Origin of the sequence: Chromohalobacter sp. 11-W (assembly GCF_029889905.1) — a bacterium.
Classification (GTDB): domain Bacteria; phylum Pseudomonadota; class Gammaproteobacteria; order Pseudomonadales; family Halomonadaceae; genus Chromohalobacter.
Genome location: NZ_JARANZ010000001.1, coordinates 26,806 through 45,242, shown reverse-complemented (window position 1 = coordinate 45,242; position 18,437 = coordinate 26,806). Strand labels below are relative to the sequence as shown.

At 60.6% G+C, this 18,437-nt stretch carries 15 protein-coding genes and 3 tRNA genes; 4 read left to right on the top strand and 14 right to left on the bottom strand.

The annotated features are described in order from the left end of the window. Positions 1 to 40: 40 nt before the first annotated feature. The 7 genes from dnaB to rnr form a co-directional block, all read right to left on the bottom strand. Positions 41 to 1,429: a replicative DNA helicase gene (gene dnaB / locus OP494_RS00225; RefSeq protein WP_280538740.1), complete on the bottom strand. Its 1,389-nt coding sequence runs from the start codon at positions 1,427 to 1,429 to the stop codon at positions 41 to 43. Positions 1,430 to 1,633: 204 nt separating this feature from the next. After that, a complete protein-coding gene (gene rplI / locus OP494_RS00220; RefSeq protein WP_040244521.1) occupies positions 1,634 to 2,080 on the bottom strand; it encodes a 50S ribosomal protein L9 in 447 nt (148 codons plus the stop codon). Positions 2,081 to 2,095: 15 nt separating this feature from the next. Beyond that, positions 2,096 to 2,947 (bottom strand): hypothetical protein, encoded by an 852-nt coding sequence (locus OP494_RS00215; RefSeq protein ID WP_280539169.1) that lies wholly within the window; start codon positions 2,945 to 2,947, stop codon positions 2,096 to 2,098. An 18-nt stretch (positions 2,948 to 2,965) separates the two neighbouring features. Further along, the gene (rpsR, locus tag OP494_RS00210; protein WP_040244525.1) at positions 2,966 to 3,193 is read right to left on the bottom strand and encodes a 30S ribosomal protein S18; all 228 of its coding nucleotides are present in this window, start codon (positions 3,191 to 3,193) and stop codon (positions 2,966 to 2,968) included. 23 nt (positions 3,194 to 3,216) lie between these two features. Beyond that, positions 3,217 to 3,639 carry a 30S ribosomal protein S6 gene (gene rpsF / locus OP494_RS00205; RefSeq protein WP_280538739.1) on the bottom strand — a complete coding sequence of 141 codons (423 nt, stop codon included), beginning with the start codon at positions 3,637 to 3,639 and terminating at the stop codon, positions 3,217 to 3,219. Between the two features lie 175 nt (positions 3,640 to 3,814). Then, the gene (rlmB, locus tag OP494_RS00200; protein ID WP_280538737.1) at positions 3,815 to 4,600 is read right to left on the bottom strand and encodes a 23S rRNA (guanosine(2251)-2'-O)-methyltransferase RlmB; all 786 of its coding nucleotides are present in this window, start codon (positions 4,598 to 4,600) and stop codon (positions 3,815 to 3,817) included. A gap of 31 nt (positions 4,601 to 4,631) precedes the next feature. Then, positions 4,632 to 7,046: a ribonuclease R gene (gene rnr, locus OP494_RS00195; RefSeq protein ID WP_280538736.1), complete on the bottom strand. Its 2,415-nt coding sequence runs from the start codon at positions 7,044 to 7,046 to the stop codon at positions 4,632 to 4,634. A gap of 203 nt (positions 7,047 to 7,249) precedes the next feature. Here rnr and OP494_RS00190 point away from each other — a divergent pair. The 3 genes from OP494_RS00190 (at position 7,250) to OP494_RS00180 (ending at position 7,571) form a co-directional block, all read left to right on the top strand. Further along, positions 7,250 to 7,336 (top strand) — tRNA-Leu (locus tag OP494_RS00190). A gap of 31 nt (positions 7,337 to 7,367) precedes the next feature. Further along, positions 7,368 to 7,454 (top strand) — tRNA-Leu (locus OP494_RS00185). Between the two features lie 30 nt (positions 7,455 to 7,484). Further along, positions 7,485 to 7,571, top strand: a tRNA-Leu gene (locus OP494_RS00180). A gap of 58 nt (positions 7,572 to 7,629) precedes the next feature. Here OP494_RS00180 and OP494_RS00175 read toward each other — a convergent pair. From OP494_RS00175 to OP494_RS00145, 7 genes are all read right to left on the bottom strand, one after another. Next, the gene (locus OP494_RS00175; protein ID WP_280538735.1) at positions 7,630 to 8,481 is read right to left on the bottom strand and encodes a DNA/RNA non-specific endonuclease; all 852 of its coding nucleotides are present in this window, start codon (positions 8,479 to 8,481) and stop codon (positions 7,630 to 7,632) included. Between the two features lie 72 nt (positions 8,482 to 8,553). Next, positions 8,554 to 8,829 carry an Lrp/AsnC ligand binding domain-containing protein gene (locus OP494_RS00170; RefSeq protein WP_280538734.1) on the bottom strand — a complete coding sequence of 92 codons (276 nt, stop codon included), beginning with the start codon at positions 8,827 to 8,829 and terminating at the stop codon, positions 8,554 to 8,556. Between the two features lie 142 nt (positions 8,830 to 8,971). Then, entirely contained in the window at positions 8,972 to 10,531 is a 1,560-nt protein-coding gene (locus OP494_RS00165) for a SpoVR family protein (protein ID WP_280538733.1), read from the bottom strand. A 22-nt stretch (positions 10,532 to 10,553) separates the two neighbouring features. Beyond that, positions 10,554 to 11,834, bottom strand: a complete 1,281-nt coding sequence (locus OP494_RS00160) for a YeaH/YhbH family protein (protein WP_280538732.1) — start codon at positions 11,832 to 11,834, stop codon at positions 10,554 to 10,556. A 77-nt stretch (positions 11,835 to 11,911) separates the two neighbouring features. Beyond that, positions 11,912 to 13,834, bottom strand: coding sequence for a PrkA family serine protein kinase (locus OP494_RS00155; protein WP_280538730.1), 1,923 nt, complete (start codon positions 13,832 to 13,834; stop codon positions 11,912 to 11,914). A 222-nt stretch (positions 13,835 to 14,056) separates the two neighbouring features. Beyond that, positions 14,057 to 15,106 (bottom strand): low specificity L-threonine aldolase, encoded by a 1,050-nt coding sequence (locus OP494_RS00150; protein WP_040244544.1) that lies wholly within the window; start codon positions 15,104 to 15,106, stop codon positions 14,057 to 14,059. Positions 15,107 to 15,277: 171 nt separating this feature from the next. Next, positions 15,278 to 17,290, bottom strand: coding sequence for an NADPH-dependent 2,4-dienoyl-CoA reductase (locus tag OP494_RS00145; RefSeq protein ID WP_280538729.1), 2,013 nt, complete (start codon positions 17,288 to 17,290; stop codon positions 15,278 to 15,280). Positions 17,291 to 17,435: 145 nt separating this feature from the next. Here OP494_RS00145 and OP494_RS00140 point away from each other — a divergent pair, with 145 nt between their 5' ends. Then, a complete protein-coding gene (locus OP494_RS00140; RefSeq protein ID WP_280538728.1) occupies positions 17,436 to 18,437 on the top strand; it encodes an alpha/beta fold hydrolase in 1,002 nt (333 codons plus the stop codon).

Here is an 18,437-nt window from a genome sequence, read left to right as displayed (position 1 = left end):
GGCATTATAAGGCAACACCGGCATGTTTGCCTTGCCATCATCACTCGCCCATGTGCTGACCGTAGCTGTCGGGGGCGAGATCCTCAAAGCGTGTGTACTTGCCGATAAAGGCCATATGAACGGTCCCGATCGGCCCGTTACGCTGCTTTCCGATAATCAGTTCAGCCAAGCCATGATTGTCGGGGTTGTCAGGATTATAGACCTCATCGCGATAGACGAAGGCGATGACGTCGGCATCCTGCTCGATGGCCCCCGACTCGCGAAGATCCGACATCACCGGGCGCTTGTTGGGCCGCTGCTCGAGCGAGCGATTGAGCTGCGACAACGCGACGACCGGACAGTTGAACTCCTTGGCCAAGGCCTTGAGCGAGCGCGAGATTTCAGAAATCTCACCGGTACGGTTCTCGGAAAAACCAGGGATCTGCATGAGCTGCAGATAGTCGATCATGATCATGCCGATGTTACCGTGCTCGCGCGCCAGACGCCGAGTGCGTGAGCGCATCTCGTTGGGTGAAAGCCCTGCCGTATCGTCGATGAAGAGTTGCTTGTCCTTGAGCAAATTGACCGCCGAGGTCAAACGCGGCCAGTCTTCGTCTTCCAACTGCCCGGTCCGCACGCGCGTCTGATCGATACGTCCCAACGAGGACAGCATGCGCAGCATCAAAGCATCGGCGGGCATCTCCATGGAAAACACCATGACCGGCTTGTCACTGGAGATGACCGCATGTTCGACCACATTCATGGCGAATGTCGTCTTACCCATGGAAGGACGTCCGGCAATGATCACCAGATCCGACGGCTGCAGCCCCGACGTCATCTCGTCCAGATCTCGGAAACCGGAGGAAAGCCCCGTCATCTCGCCCTGCATGTTGAAAAGCTCGTCGATACGATCGACGGCCTTGCTGAGCAGGTCGCTCATGCCGATCGCCCCACCGGTCTTGGGGCGATCCTCGCTGATCTGAAACACCAGGCGCTCGGCCTCGTTGACCAACTCGTCGGAGGGGCGGCCTTGTGGGGCAAAGGCACCCTCGGCGATCTGATTGGCTGCCTGGATCAACTTGCGCAAGGTGGCACGTTCGCGCACGATATCGGTATAAGCGCGAATGTTACTCGCCGATGGCGTGTTGCGCGCCAGTTCGGCCAAGTAAGCCAGTCCGCCCACACCCTCCAACTGATCGCGGTTTTCCAGCGCCTCCGAGAGCGTGACCACATCGAGCGGATGCCCCGATTCGGCGAGCTGGGCCATCGCATTGAAGGTCAGACGATGTTCGTAGCGATAGAAGTCGTCGGCGGTCAGGCGCTCGGAGACCGTATCCCAGGCGCTGTTGTCCAGCATCAGCCCGCCGAGCACTGATTGCTCCGCTTCCAGCGAGTGCGGCGGCACCTTGAGCGCCGCGGTTTCCTGGTCGTGCTCGACGTATTCGCTCATGCTCGTTTCCTGACCGGTCGATATCGAAGGTCGGCGAAGTGCACACGTTCACCGTGTCGGCCATCACCATGATGCCGTGATGACTCTACCGTTGCACTTCATGGACCCTATCTCACGTACCCCAAGACCTTGGCTCATGGCACAAAAAGGGCGCGAAGGTTACCCTTCGCGCCCCATGCCAGCATGTCGCCTGGCGGTGACCGCTTACTCGGCCACGATCACGATGCGAACGCTGGTAGCGACTTCCGCGTGCAGTTGCAGCGTAATGTCATACTCACCGGTCCGGCGAATCGGACCTTCCGGCATGCGCACTTCGCTCTTGACCACATCGAGACCCGCCTGCGTCAGTGCATCGGCCAGATCGCGCGGGCCGATAGAGCCGAACAGCTTGCCTTCATCACCGGCCTTGGCGACCAACGACAGCTCGATTTCAGCCAGCTGTTCAGCGCGCGCCTCGGCTTCTGACTTACGCTCTGCGGCTTGCGCTTCGAGCTCGGCACGTTGCGCTTCAAAAGCGGCAACGTTTTCCTTGGTGGCCGGCACGGCCAAGCCGTAAGGCACCAAGTAGTTGCGGCCGTAACCGGCCTTGACAGCGACTTGGTCACCCAAGTTACCCAGCTTGCCAATCTTATCGAGCAGAATGACGTCCATCTCGTTAACCTCTCATCAGTGGTTGCCGGCCAAGCGTGCGCGGAAATCCGCGAAAGTATCGACAGCGGCCAGCAACAGCACAACCAGAATCGTGGGCCAGGTCGTCAGCAGCAATGCGTAAAAGCCGACCAACCAAAACCCGCTCATCCCCTTCAATCCAATCCAACCATGCACCAGCGCAATGCCTGCCACGAGCAAGGGTATCCACGCCAGCATCGTTGCCATCGGCATGGATACCAGCACGCCCAATATTCCAACACCGACCAGCAGCAAAAGCTCCTTGGTGTTCAAACGCAGCGCATGGAACTCGTCGCGAAAGCCACCGGGATTATACAATCCGGCTTGCCAACTACGCGCTAGTGCCAAACAAGCGACTGCCGCAAGCAGTACCACTAACCCTGTAACGCCGCCGATCAACATGCCCGCCAGCTGTTCGCTGGAGACACCTTGGGCACTCAACTCGGTGAGCATGGCATCGACGTCCGCCGAGTTCTGGCGTACCTGATCGAGCAGTGGGCCCGCCCCTCCCGGAGGCAGGAAGATGCCGAACTGCACCAGCACCACACACACCAGCATGCCCGCAATCAGGGTCTCGCCCCAACGCATCCGGGCGCGCAGTATGGTCGCCATCAGCGTCACCAGCAAAACGCTGGCAAGCGGAACGGCGTCCCCCTGCACCCACCACCAGCCAGCTGGCAGCGCGGCGGCAATCAACACGGGCAGGCCAGGGCCCAGGCCGCGGCGTAACGTTACCAGCGCGGCGACGGCGGCACTCAGCCAAAACAACCAGGGAATCAACGCCGCAATCAGCGCGACCATTGCCGCCTGCGGCGTACCGCGCATCACCCAACGGGCCAGTGCCTGCATCACGCCAGTCGCCTTGTTTTACTGGTGGCTGTCGGTATAGGGCAGCAGCGCCAGATAACGAGCGCGCTTGATGGCCGTGGACAGCTGACGCTGATAACGAGCCTTGGTGCCGGTAATGCGGCTGGGTACGATCTTACCGGTTTCAGTGATATAGGACTTGAGAGTATCAAGGTCCTTGTAATCGATGTACTTCACGCCTTCGGCGGTGAAGCGGCAAAACTTACGGCGACGGAAAAAGCGTGCCATGGTTTATCCTCCAGAGGTACGAATCAGTTGGCTTCAGCTTCGGCGTCGGCATCAGCGTCGGCGTTCGTTTCGGAACGCTCAACGTTCGGACGCTCGCTTTTCTCTTCACGACGACGCGGCTTTTCTTCGGCCGGCTTCATCATCGGAGACGCTTCGGTGACCGCCTCTTTACAACGCACCACCAAGCTACGAATGATGGCATCGTTGAAGCGGAAGATATTCTCGATTTCGTCGAGAGTTTCGCCGCTGCACTCGATGTTCATCAGTACATAGTGGGCCTTGTGGATCTTGTTGATCGGGTAGGCCAGGTGACGACGCCCCCAATCTTCCAGACGATGCACAGTGCCGCCGTTTTCGGTAACGAGCCCGGTATAGCGCTCGACCATGGCCGGCACCTGCTCGCTCTGATCCGGGTGGACCATGAACACGATTTCGTAATGACGCATGATAGCTCCTTACGGTTTGACAGCTTCCACGAGGCCCGTCAGTACCAGGTACAGGGCCGCGAGAAGCAAGGAGAGAAAGTCTCTATGTTTCCAGACACGCGAAACGATGCCCGGAAAGCCGATCAATTGTAGTGATCACCCCGCGCGCTTGCAACTTGTCTCGCCCGACCGGACATCAAGAGACATGACGTTGGCGCACGGCTTCGAATAGGCACACGCCCGTGGCAACCGAGACATTGAGGCTCGACACACTGCCCGTCATGGGAAGCTTGGCGAGTAGATCGCAGCCTTCGCGCGTCAGCCGGCGCATACCTTTGCCTTCGGCGCCCATGACAATGGCCACAGGCCCCATCAAGTCGACCTCGTAAAGGCTCTGCGCCGACTCGCCCGCTGTCCCGACGATCCATACCCCATGCGTCTTGAGCCGCGCCATCGCCCTCGACAAGTTGGTGACCTGATAGACGGGCGTGACATCGGCAGCGCCGCAGGCAACCTTGCGCACCGTGGCGTTGAGGGGCGCGGCCTTATCCTTGGGCACGATGACACCGTGCGCACCTGCCGCGTCGGCGCTGCGCAGGCAGGCACCGAAGTTATGCGGATCGGTCACCCCATCGAGGATCAATAGCAACGGCGGAGACGCCTGCTGCCAGGCGCCGAGACGAAACCAGAGCGCTTCCTCGCTCTCGGCTTGCAGCGGTGGCGCGAAAGCGATCACGCCTTGATGCACTGCACCTTTGGCCACGCCATCCAGCGTTTCGCGGGCGACGCCCACGCATTTGATGCCAGCCTGACGGGCGCTCTCCGAGAGGCTGTCCAGGCGTGCCTCGGCACGCCCTTCCTGTAACCAAAGCTCGCGTGGCGGCTGGCCACGCTCGAACAAGGCCCGTACGGCGTGCACGCCATACACGGCGTCCAAGCCTTCGGGCGTCGCGATACGCGCCCGGGAAGGTTTAGCTTTCATGATGCTCCACTGCCCGTTCCATGGCGCCTATTCAACGCTTGTCACCTTTGCCGCCGCCCTTGCCGCCTCGCGAACGTCGACGCGGCTTGTTGCCGTCACGCTCCTTCTTCGTTGCGTTGCCGGCTTGCCCTGCGCCTTGCTTGCCGCGTCCCGATGCACCATCGGTCGCGGATTTCTTGCGCCGAGCGGGGTTCTGCGGACGCGGTTTCTCGTCGGCCAGCTCGAAGTCGATCTTGCGATCGTCCAGATCGACGCGCGCCACCTGCACCGTGACGCCATCGCCCAGCCGATAGGACATACCGCTACGCTCACCCTTGAGGCGGTGTTTCTCGGCCTCGTAGTGATAATAATCGGACGGCAGCGAGGTCACGTGGACCAGGCCCTCGACATAGACGTCGTCCAGACGCACGAAAACGCCAAACTGCGTCACCGAGGCGATGGTGCCCTCGAAGATCTCACCGAGCTTGTCCGACATGAACTCGCACTTCAGCCAGTCCTCCACGTCACGCGTGGCATCGTCGGCACGACGCTCGGTCATCGAGCAATGCTCACCGAGCTCGAGCATTTGCTCGAAACTATACGGCGCCCATTGGCTGGGCGGCTCTACCGGCGCGCCTTCGGCACGCAGCACCGTATTGGTTTGCCGCGGCCCGCGAATCACCGAGCGAATGGCGCGATGCACGAGCAGGTCCGGGTAGCGCCGAATCGGCGAAGTGAAGTGCGCATAGGCAGGATACGCCAGACCGAAGTGGCCATCGTTCTGTGGCGAATAAACCGCACGACTCATCGAGCGCAGCATCACCGTCTGGATGACGTCGGCGTCGGGACGACCCTTGATCGTCTCGGCAAGGTCACGGTAGTCCTGCGGCGTGGGATCGTCGCCCCCGCCCAGAGACAGCCCCAGCTCGTTGAGGAACAGACGCAACTTGTCCAGGCGTTCCGGCGAGGGCTTCTCATGAATGCGATACAGCGCCGGCAGGTCATGCTTGTCGAGGAAGCGCGCCGTCGCCACATTGGCGGCCAACATGCACTCTTCGATGATCTTGTGTGCATCGTTGCGCGAGCGCGGCACGATCTTCTCGATCTTGCGCTCGTCGTTGAAGACGATGGCCGTCTCGGTCGTCTCGAAATCGATGGCGCCGCGTGCCTCGCGGGCTTCCCTCAGGATCGTGTAGAGGCTCTTGAGGTTCTTGAGCGACGGCACGAGGTCGCGATACTGCTCGCGCAGTGCATCGCCTTCGGGGCCTTCGTCATCGAGGATCGAGGCGACCTTGTTGTAGGTCAGGCGCGCGTGGGACTGGAAGACCGCTTCGTAGAAACGATAGCGGCTGATCGCCCCATTCGGCGAAATGTTCATCTCGCAGACCAGCGCCAGACGGTCGACCTCGGGATTGAGCGAGCACAGACCGTTCGAGAGCAACTCCGGCAGCATCGGCACGACCTGGCCGGGGAAGTAGACCGAAGTGCCGCGCGTGATCGCTTCCTGATCCAGGGCGGTGCCTGGGCGCACATAGTGCGATACGTCGGCGATCGCTACCAGCAGCTTCCAACTACCGGACTTGGTCTTCCAGGCACAGACGGCATCGTCGAAGTCCTTGGCGGACTCATCGTCGATGGTCACCAGCGGCACATCACGCAAGTCGATGCGATGCGCCTTGTCGGCCTCGTCCACGGAGGCGGACATGTCGGCGATCTGTTCATGCACTTCGGGGGGGAACTCAGCGGGGATCTCGTAACTGCGGATGGCGATGTCGATTTCCATCCCCGGGTCCATGCGTTCGCCGAGTACTTCCGTGACTTCGCCCACCGGCTGTACACGCGTCGCCGGCTGCTGGGTGATACGGGCCGAGACGATCTGCCCATCACGCGCGCCGCCGCTGACGCTATGCGGGATGATGACTTCCTGGGCGATGCGCGATTTCTCGGGAATCAGTACGCCGAATTCGGCGGTATTCTGGCGGTAGATACCCACCAGTGACTGCGTATTGCGAGCAATGACCTCGACGATGGTCGCTTCATCGCGCCCGCGCCGGTCGCGACCACTGACTCGCACCAGCACCTGGTCGCCGTCGAAGACACGCCGCATTTGACGTGGCGGCATGACCAGGTCGGGTTTCTTGCCGTCTTCTCGGATCAAGAAGCCCATGCCGTCACGATGGCCTTGTACCCGCCCCTTGATGAGGTCGAGCTTGTCGATCAGAGCGAAGGCCCCGCGCCGATTGCGCAGTATCTGACCTTCACGCTCCATCGCGGCAAGTCGCCGACGCACGCCTTCCAGGCGCTCTTCGTCGTCCACCGCCAGCATGCGACTGAGGTCTTCGGGTGTGATGGGCTTACCGTATTCTTCCAGCCGGGCGAACAAGTATTCGCGGCTAGGGACCGGATTATCGTATTTACTCGCTTCACGTTCCGCATGCGGATCGTCACTGAGTTTCCAATGATTCATGGTAATGACTTCCTTACAGGCGAGGTGGCAAGTAAACGTCGTGCGCCGATGGCGTTGTTATGAAATTCAATCATGCCGCCAGTATAGCGGGCACAGCCAGTCGACCCAACCATGGCGGCTACCTGCCTTCCACGAAACAAGGCATGAAGCATGGCTTCGTGGCTTGCAATCACGCTCAAAATGGGTATTATACACCGCGCCTTGCCCAGGTGGCGGAATTGGTAGACGCGCTAGCTTCAGGTGCTAGTGTCCGTATGGACGTGGAGGTTCAAGTCCTCTCCTGGGCACCATCGATCTTCCGCTAGATCGATACAAGGCAACGCCCGGATGGCGGAATTGGTAGACGCGCTAGCTTCAGGTGCTAGTGTCCGTATGGACGTGGAGGTTCAAGTCCTCTTCCGGGCACCATCAAAAAAACATCAGTAAAGTGCATGACGCGCCCAGGTGGCGGAATTGGTAGACGCGCTAGCTTCAGGTGCTAGTGTCCGTATGGACGTGGAGGTTCAAGTCCTCTCCTGGGCACCACCGTGCATGCTACTTTACGAAGTGTCGAAGCCCCCTCTATGTAACTCCCCCTATTATTCTATTGGTAACGCCCGGGCCGCCGCGCGACGCGCTGTAATGCCCACCCTTTTGTCTCGATATTGGCTTCCAAGGGCGTTTCGACGTCTTCCGGCAGGCGCGGAAAGAAATCGAGCCGGGTTCTCGCTTCGAGCTCGTCGATACTGACCAGAAAGCGGTCGAGCGGCTCGTCGCCACGCACTGTCTGTGGAATCAGAAACGCTAGCGCCCGCGGATGCTCGCCAGGCACCACGATGATCTTGTAAAACGCCGACGGCACCTGAGTGAATCCCACTCGATGCATGAAGCGCTCATCGAAGACCGGCCCGGTGACCACTCGGAGTTGCTCGAAGCGCGGCAGGAAATCATCCATCACGACCTCTTCGAGACGTTGCCACACGCGCCGGTTCAAATCGGGGCGCTGCGGCGTGATATTGGTCATCTGGAAGGTATCGAGCTGGGCCGCACGCCCGTGTACGCGTGCGATGGCATAGTTGGGGGCCAGGTGGCCGCGGTCATACCCGCTGTGCGTGTATTGATCCGAGATGACCGGCCACAACGAGCGCCAGTCCTGCGCAAAGCCATGCGGGCGATCACCGATCGGCGCATCAGGTGTTTCATGGAGCGCATAACTGACCCATAAAGGGCTGACCCGGATATCCGACCACCCCACCAGGAAGGCGTGACTGCGCAGCACCCGATTGAATCCCTGCCAGCTGGTGGTTTGCCACTCGGGCACCCCCATCCAGCTAAGCCGGTCGCGGACCTCGCGCTCCTGCCAATACCACAAGCCGGACCCCACCACGGCGAAGATTAAGGAAATGCCCGCGCCACGCACTAAGCGCCGAAACTGATAGGAAATAACGGCGATCATGCCGGCGACGTATCCTTGTCCTGCGAAAACGAAACGTGAAGTGAGCGATTACCCTAGACGATGAGGGCGCCGCTACCAACCTAACGAGAACATGGTCTCGAGATCGTGACGCGAATGCACCTGCATGGCGTTGAGTGTCTCCGTTTCACGAATGCCTTGGACCTCCATCAGGCGTTCGGTCACGAGCTGCGCCAGCGACTCGAAGTCGCGCGTGCGGGCGATGGCCACCAGGTCATAACGACCACAGGTGGAAAATACCTCGCTGATCCCCTCCAGCTCGGCCAACCGCTGGGCGACCGCATTGATCTGGCCCTTTTCCACGTCGATCAAAATCACCGCGCTTTGCATGACACTCTCCTACACTGCCTACTGCACTCGGGGCGTCGCGCCAGCCTACGGCCAGCACGCTCAAAGACGCACCGTCACGACACTTCGCCGACGGTGCGAGAGCCAGTATATCAGCCCTGCGCGCCGCGGCTAGCGACGCGTTTCAGCCACCATCTCGCGCATCGCCGGGGAGCGGCCACTGATAGCGGCGCACGACCTCATCGTCCTCCACCGACTCCAACTTGACCGCAAACCCCCACAATTGATGCAGGTGGCGCAATACCGGATACAGCGTCTTGCCCAATGGCCGGCGTGCATCCTGGACATGGCGCAAGGTCAGCGAACGATCGCCTCGAATATCGGCCTCCCAGACCTGGATATTGGGCTCGCGCAGCGACAAGGCATATTGCGTGGAAAGCGCCTCGCGTACGCGCCGATAGCCACGCTCATCGTGAATGGCGCTGATGGTGAGCATCTCATCGCGATCATCGTCGACGAGGCTGAACAGTTTGAGATCGCGAATCACCTTGGGTGACAGGAACTGCTGAATGAACGACTCGTCCTTGAAGTTGCGCATCGCGAAATGCACCGTCTCCAGCCAGTCGCTGCCGGCGATCTCCGGAAACCACTCGCGATCTTCCTCGTTGGGTGTCTCGCAGATCCGACGGATGTCTGAAAACATCGCAAATCCCAAGGCATAGGGATTGATACCGTTGAAATGCGGACTATCGAACCCCGGCTGCTGCACGACGGCGGTATGCGAATGCAGAAACTCGAGGATCGTCCCCTCGTCGATCAGCCCCTCATCGTAGAGCCGATTCATCAGCGTATAGTGCCAGAAGGTCGCCCATCCCTCGTTCATCACTTGGGTCTGGCGCTGTGGATAAAAATACTGCGCCAGCTTACGCACAATACGTACGATCTCCCGCTGCCACGACTCGAGAAGCGGCGCGTTCTTCTCCAGAAAATACAACAGGTTTTCCTGCGGCTCGGGGGGATAATGCCCGTACTGATGGAGCCCCAGCGGATCGTCGCCATCCTCCGCGAACGCCTCCGACTCATCGCGTGGCGCTTTTCCCGGAATCGTGCGCCACAGGGCGTTCACTTGCGCCTGGAGATAGGCTTCACGTTCCTGCTGGCGACGCGCCTCTTCCTCCGAGGAGATCGGCGAGGGGCGCTTGTAGCGATCGACCCCATAGTTCTGGAGCGCATGACAGGCATCCAGAAGCTGTTCCACCGCCGTGACACCGTGGCGCTGTTCGCATTCGGCGATGTACTTGCGTGCAAACACCAGGTAATCGACGATCGCCGAGGCATCGGTCCAGGCGCGAAACAGGTAATTGCCCTTGAAGAACGAGTTGTGGCCGTAGCAAGCATGCGCCATGACCAGGATCTGCATCATCAAGGTGTTCTCTTCCATGAGATAGGCGATACAGGGATCGGAGTTGATGACCAGCTCGTAGGCCAGCCCCATCTGACCGCGCCGATAAGCCTGCTCGACGGACAAGAACTGTTTGCCGAAGGACCAGTGATGATAGCCCACCGGCATGCCCACGCTGGCGTAGGCATCCATCATCTGCTCGGAGGTAATGATCTCGATCTGATTGGGGTAAATATCCAGGCGGTATTCCTTGGCGAACCGCGCGATCTCGCGTTCATACGCCGTTAGAATCTCGAAATTCCAATCCGAACCGGTGGCGATGGGGGTCGATACGGTACTCATGTCACCTCCTCGGCGCGGTGCCTCATTGCGCTATACGCTTGCGGAACAGCTTGCGAAAGACCGGATAGATGTCACTTGGCTCGACGATCTGCTGCATTGCGAAGCGCTCAGAATGGCGCGCCTGCACGCGCTCGTATTCCTCCCACAGCGCCTGATGCGAATGCGGCGTGATTTCCACATAGGTGTAGTACTGCAGCTTGGCCATCAACGACGACATGAGCAGGTCTCGGCAGGTCGTCGAGTCATCGTCCCAATTGTCGCCGTCGGAGGCTTGAGCGACGTAGAGATTCCACTGCGCGGGCGAATAACGCTTGGTAATGATCTCGTCGACGAGGGTCAACGCACTGGAGACGATGGTCCCCCCGGTTTCCCGGGAATAGAAGAACTCCTCCTCGTCGACTTCCTTGGCCGCGGTGTGATGACGAATGAACACCAGCTCGACCTTCTCGTAGTTGCGCTCCAGAAAGAGATACAGCAGCAAAAAGAAACGCTTGGCGATGTCCTTGTGGCCCTGCGTCATGGAGCCGGAGACATCCATGACACAGAACATCACCGCCTTGTTGGAGGGCTGTGGCTGGTCGACGAGGTTGTTGTAGCGCAAGTCGTAGGTATCGATGAACGGTACCGCCTCCAGGCGCTTTTCAAGACGCTCGATTTCGGCTTTGAGCTCGTGAATACGCGTCGGATTGCGTAGCACCGGATCCTTGCGCTCCTCTTCTTGAAGCGCTTCCTCGGCTTCACGCAGGGCACGCTTGATAGGCGCGCGCATGCCGATACGCCGCGCCTGCGCCTCGCGCATCGAACGCACGATATTGATTCGCGACGGCACGCCATCGCGGGTCACCCCGGCACGTACCGGCCGCACCTCGTCGAGGTCCCGCAGTTGCTTGCGTTCCAGGTGCGGAAGCGCCAGACCGTCGAAGACGAAATCGAGAAATTCCTCGCGGCTCAGGGAAAACGCGAATTCGTCCATGCCCTCGCCTTGATTGGACGCGCCGCCTTCCCCCGCACCGCCCTCCCCGGCGCCCCCCGGACGCCGCAGCCGATCCCCTTCGACGAACTCCTTGTTGCCGGGACTGACGATAGTCCGTGAGCCACCGGGGCCGTGCTGAAACACTGGCTCGGAAATGTCCTTGGAGGGAATCGAAACCTTCTCGCCGCGCTCCATGTCGGTGATCGAGCGCCGGTTGACCGCCTCCTCCACCGAGCGCTTGATATGACTACGATAGCGCTGCAGGAAACGCTGCCGGTTCACGGCACTCTTGTGCTTGGCATTGGCGCGTCGATCAATGAAGTAGGTCATGGCGACCTCCTCTTGTCCAGTCGCCGGCGATGGCAAGACCGCGCCGCCGCCAGTGAATGCCCGACACCTCCGGGCGACTAATGCGACTTGCGAACCCGCAAATACCATTCCGACAGCAAGCGTACCTGCTTCTCGGTATATCCCCTGTCGACCATGCGCGCCACGAAGTCCTCGTGTTTCTTCTGATCCGAGGTAGAAGCCTTGGCATTGAAGGAGATGACCGGCAACAGCTCCTCGGTGTTGGCGAACATCTTCTTCTCGATCACGCCTTTAAGCTTCTCGTAGGACTGCCAACTGGGATTCATGCCGTTGTTCTGGGCACGTGCGCGCAATACGAAGTTGACTACCTCGTGGCGAAAATCCTTGGGATTGGAGATACCCGCCGGCTTCTCGATCTTCTCCAGGTCTTCGTTGAGCGCTTGACGGTCGAACAGCTCACCGGTCTCGGGATCGCGATATTCCTGGTCCTGAATCCAGAAGTCGGCATAGGTCACGTAACGATCGAAGATGTTCTGCCCATACTCGCTGTACGACTCGAGATAGGCGGTCTGGATTTCCTTGCCGATGAAGTCGACGTAACGCGGCGCCAGATACTCCTTGATGAACCGCAGATAGCGCTCGAAGGTTTCCTTGGGCAGTTGCTCTTGTTCAAGGCGCTGCTCCAGCACATACAACAAATGCACTGGATTGGCAGCGACCTCGTGAGTATCGAAATTGAAGACCTTGGAGAGAATCTTGAAGGCGAAACGCGTCGACAAACCTTCCATACCTTCGTCGACACCGGCCGCATCGCGATACTCCTGTAGCGACTTAGCCTTGGGGTCGGTGTCCTTCAAGTTCGCACCATCATAGACCCGCATCTTGGAATAGATGCTCGAATTCTCAGGCTCCTTGAGACGCGAAAGTACCGAGAACTGCGCCAGCATGCGCAACGTGTCCGGCGCACAGGGTGCGGCATTCAGCGACGAATGTTCGAGCAGCTTCTTGTAGATGTTGATCTCTTCAGAGACGCGCAGACAGTACGGCACCTTGACGATGTAGACACGATCCAGGAAAGCCTCATTGTTGCGGTTGTTGCGGAACGTCTGCCACTCGCTTTCGTTGGAATGCGCCAGGACAACGCCATCGAAAGGAATCGCCCCCATGCCCTCGGTGGGGTTGTAGTTACCCTCTTGCGTCGCCGTCAGCAACGGATGCAAGACCTTGATCGGCGCCTTGAACATTTCGACGAATTCCATCAACCCCTGATTGGCCTTGCACAAGCCACCGGAGAAGCTATAGGCATCCGGGTCGTCTTGGGAATAGAGCTCGAGTTGGCGAATGTCGACCTTGCCCACCAGCGAGGAAATATCCTGATTATTCTCGTCGCCGGGCTCGGTCTTGGAGACGGCAATCTGGTTGAGACGCGACGGATAGAGCCGCACAACGCGAAACTGCGAGATATCGCCGCCGTATTCCTGCAAGCGCTTGGCGGCCCATGGCGACATCACCGCCCGCAGGTGGCGCGGTGCGATGCCATATTCCTTCTCCAGCAATTCGCCGTCCTCCTCCGGCGAGAACAGCCCCAGCGGCGACTCGAAAACCGGCGAGCCCTTGATGGCATAGAACGGCACATGCTCCATCAACAGCTTGAGCCGTTCGGCCAGCGAGGATTTACCGCCGCCGACAGGCCCCAGTAAATACAGAATCTGTTTCTTCTCTTCCAGCCCCTGCGCGGCGTGTCGGAAATACGCCACGATCTGCTCGATGGCCTCTTCCATGCCGTAAAATTCGGAAAACGCCGGATAACGACGGATGACCTTGTTACTGAAGATACGTGACAGCCGCGAATCCTTGGCGGTGTCGATGACCTCCGGCTCGCCGATCGCCTCGAGCATGCGCTCCGGCGCGCTCGCATAGACACTGGGCTCCCGGCGACAGAGTTCCAGATACTCCTGAAGACTCATCTCCTCGTGCTGAACGCGCTCGTAACGGTTCTGAACATGATCGAAGATACTCATTAAACGCCTCCTTTCACGACCCGGGGTCGCTCATCGGATTCTGGGCTGTCTATGTATCAGCGTAGACGGATGGAGAAGAAAGGGGCGATGCGAAACGCATTTCCTTTCAACGAAGCGGCACGGCCCTGGACATGAGAGCCCACAAACGGCCATTGGTTCGTTGAAATCCGAAAAAGGCGGGGAAGGCGAGAGCACATCAATGCCCTCGCCCTGGCGTGTCGATTAGGCGGCCGATAATGCATCGCGCGCATCGTCGAGCAGCCGATCGAGCAATGCTTGAGTGGTATTCCAAGCGCAGACGAAACGCGCGCCGCCCGCGCCAATGAAGGTGTAGAACGTCCAACCGCGCTGGCGCAGAGTCTCGAGGACAGCCACGGGCAACGTCACGAAGACACTGTTGGCCTGGGCGGGAAACATCAACTCGGCCCCCGGCAAAGCCGCGAAGCCCTCCGCAAGATAACGTGCCATGCCATTGGCATGCTCGGCATTACGCAGCCAGGCGCCGCTTTCCAGCAGCCCCAACCAAGGTGCAGTGATGAAGCGCATTTTGGAGGACAGTTGCCCCGCTTGCTTGCAGCGGTAGCCGAAATCCTCTGCCAGGGCGTGATTGAAAAACACCACCGCCTCGCCCATCGGCAAGCCATTCTTGGTCCCCGAGAAGCACAACGCATCGACGCCGGCCTGCCAGGTGAGCTCCGCCGGCGTGGCCTCGAGCGATGCACAGGCATTGGCGAAGCGCGCCCCGTCCATGTGCACGTGCAGGCCATGTTTATCCGCCATGGCACGAATCGCCATCAACTCATCGCGGGTATACACGGTGCCCACCTCGGTGGCCTGGGTCAGCGAGATCGTGCGCGGCTTGGGGTAGTGGATGTCGCTGCGCCGCGTGACCAGCGACTCGATGCCCTCGGGCGTCAACTTGCCATCCGCGCCGGAGCATGTCAGCAGCTTGGCACCGTTGGAGAAGAACTCCGGGCCGCCGCACTCGTCAGTTTCGATATGCGCCAGTTCATGGCAGATGACGCTGTGATAGCTCTGCCCCATCGAGGCAAGCGTCAGCGAGTTGGCGGCGGTGCCATTGAAGACGAAAAACACGTCGCAGTCATAGTCGAAGAAACGACGAAAGCGGTCAGCGGCCTTCTGGGTCCAGGCATCATTGCCATAGGCGAGATCATCGCTAGCGTTGGCGCGCAACAGGTAGTCGAGCGCCTCGGGGCAGATGCCGGACGTATTGTCGCTGGCCAGAAAACGCGGCGTACAGTCGGATTCCATGCCTTGTTGTCCTCATATGTGGCGAGAAGTAAAGACGCTTGAAACGCAACGCCAAGCGCCGGGTGCCAACGCCTGCCGTTATCCTGCAAAAAATTGCGTCTCGATCCAGTCTACTCATCGCCGCCTCTCATCGGAAGCCCGCCAACACGCGCCTTCTTATACACGCACCTCTTATAAGCGTGCCGCCAAGCGAGTTCCCTGATCGATGGCCCGCTTGGCATCGAGCTCCGACGCCTCCTGTGCCCCGCCGATGACATGCACCTCGCAACCGGCCACCGACAGCGGCGCCTCGAGATCCGTCACCGATACCTGGCCGGCACACACCACGACCGTCTCCACCTTGAGGCATTCCCGGTTACCATCACGCATGATATGAAGCCCCGCAGCGTCGATGCCGAGATATTCGCAGCCGCTAAACATGCGCACCCCACGCTGACGCAGTGCGGCGCGATGAACCCAGCCGGTGGTCGTGCCCAGCCCCTTGCCGGGCTTGCTAGTCTTGCGCTGGAGCAGCGTTACCTCGCGGGGCACCCTCGGCGCTTGCGGTGTCACGAGGCCGCCCCGCGCCGCCAACGACAAGTCGACGCCCCACTCGGCACACCACACCTCGCGGTCCAACGCGGGATGCTCGGCATGGGTCAAGAGTTCCGCGACATCGAAGCCGATCCCACCGGCGCCTATGATCGCCACGCGCGCGCCGACACGCTCGGGGTGCATGATCGCTGTGGGATAATCCACCACGCGCGGGTCCTCGCTACCGGGCAGCGACAACGCCCGCGGCGCGACCCCCGATGCCAGCACCACGACATCGAAGTCCCGCAAGCGTTCCACCTCAGCCGATGTATTCAGGCACACCGTCACATCCAGCGCCTCGAGCATGCTGCGGTAATAGCGCAGCGTCTCGCTGAACTCTTCCTTGCCGGGGATACGCTGCGCGTAGCGAAACTGGCCGCCGATGTCGGCCTCGCGTTCGAAGAGCGTGACACGATGGCCGCGCTGCGCCGCCGACACGGCGGTCGCCAATCCCGCCGGTCCGGCTCCAACCACTGCGATGTCACGCGGCGTTACCACGGGCGCAAGCGTCAATTCGGTCTCGTGGCAGGCACGCGGATTGACCAGACACGAGGTCAATTTGCCTTGGAAGGTGTGGTCCAGGCAGGCCTGATTGCAGGCAATGCAGGTATTGATGAACGCCTCGCGCCCCTCGCGCGCCTTGGCCACCCACTCGGGATCGGCAAGAAAGGGGCGCGCCATCGAGACCATGTCGGCATGCCCTTCGGCCAGCACACGTTCGGCCACCTCGGGCATGTTGATGCGATTGGTGGCAATCAACGGCACCTCGAGTACCTCCCGCAGGCGCCGCGTGACCTCAGTGAAAGCCGCCCGTGGCACGCTGGTGACGATGGTCGGGACTCGCGCCTCATGCCAGCCGATCCCGGTATTGATCAGATTGGCGCCCGCCATCTCGATTGCCCGCCCCAGTGTCACGACCTCGTCATGGCTACTACCGTCCTCGACCAGGTCAATCATCGACAAGCGAAAGATGATCAGGAAATCATCACCCAGCGCTCGACGAATTCGCTGCACGATCTCTACCGCGAAGCGCATGCGGTTCTCGAATTCCCCGCCCCACTCGTCGTCGCGGTGATTGGTGCGCCGACACAGGAACTGATTGATCAGATAGCCTTCCGACCCCATGACCTCGACGCCGTCGTAACCCGCCTCGCGAGCCAGTTTGGCGCAATTGACGTAGGCCTCGATCTGCTCCGTCACCTCGTCGCCGTTCAACGCCCGGGGCGTGTAAGGGTTGATCGGTGCCTTGAGCGCCGAGGGCGCCACCAGAGCGGGCGAATAGGCATAGCGCCCGGCGTGCAGGATCTGCATGCAGATATGGCCGCCCTCGGCATGTACCGCCTGAGTCACCTGCCGGTGCGCCTCGACTTCTTCCGGCTCGCTCAATTTGGCGGCGCCTTCGAACACCGCCCCCTCGGGCGTCGGTGCGATACCGCCGGTGACGATCAACGAAACGCCCGCTCGTGCCCGCTCGGCATAGAACGCCGCCAGGCGCGCGAAGCCATCGGGGGCTTCCTCCAGGTTGGTATGCATCGAGCCCATCAGGATGCGGTTATCGAGCGTCACGGGCCCCACGGTCAACGGGCGGAAGAGATGCGGATACTGAGTCACGGCGCGTCCTCGCTTGCACTCGGTTTTAAACCACCATACATTTTCAAACAACTGTATGAACAGTGTAGCGAAGGCGTCACGGGAGACAATCCCGACCAAGGGCGCAGGCATTACTGCCTTCTCACGCTAGACAAGCGAGCCTCACATGGATTACCAAACCTCTCGACATCGCATTCCCATCGCCACTGGCGGCGAGCTGGATCTCATCCGCTTTCAGCCGGAACGCATACACGGCCTACCCATCCTGTGCTGGCATGGCGCCATCGAGTCGGGGCGCATCTTCCACAGCCGTAGCGGCAAGGGGCTGGCCCCCTGGCTCGCCCGGCAGGGCCACGAGGTCATGGTGATCGATCAACGCGGTCGCGGCAGCGCCTCGCCGCATCCGGCACGCGGCGTATCGTTCTCGCAGCGCGAAGTCGTCATCGATGAAGTCGCCGCCGCACTGGCCACCTGCCTGAACCTGAGCGGGCAATCGCGCTGCCATATCATGGCGCATTCCTGGGGTGGCGTCTTGATCGCCGCGCACCTGGCGCGCGTCTCCGGCAGTTGCGAGCGTATCGCCAGCCAGGTCTATTTCGGCACCAAGCGTCGGGTACGGGTTCAGAACCCCAGCAAGTGGCTCTATATCGACCTGATCTGGAAAGGGCTCGCGCCGCTGGCACGTCGTGTGTGCGGTTATCTGCCGGCACGCTCGCTACGCTGGGGCAGTGACGACGAATACGCCGCCAGCCACGCGGACAGCGTCGCTTGGGTGCGCGAGACGGCGTGGCAGGACCCCGAGGATGGCTTCGATTACGCCGCCGCCCTGGCCCAGGGAGGGTTGCCACCCACGCTGCATCTGGCCGGGCATCGCGACCGGGCGTTGGGGCACCCGCGAGACGTGGCACGCTTCGTCGAGGAATGCGGCCCACATCGGCATGCAGTACGCGTACTGGGCCGCGCGAACGGGCAGGGGCGAGATTACGGGCATCTGGACATGCTGACGCACCCCGACGCCGTGGACGACGTCTACCCGCAGGCACTCGCCTGGTGCCAGGCACATCAGGGCGACACCGTCTCGGGCGAGGAAGATACTGAGGAAGCAGCGCGACAGGAGCCTCTGCGCATGAAAAAGGAAGGCCCAAACGACAAAACCCCAAGTCAATGA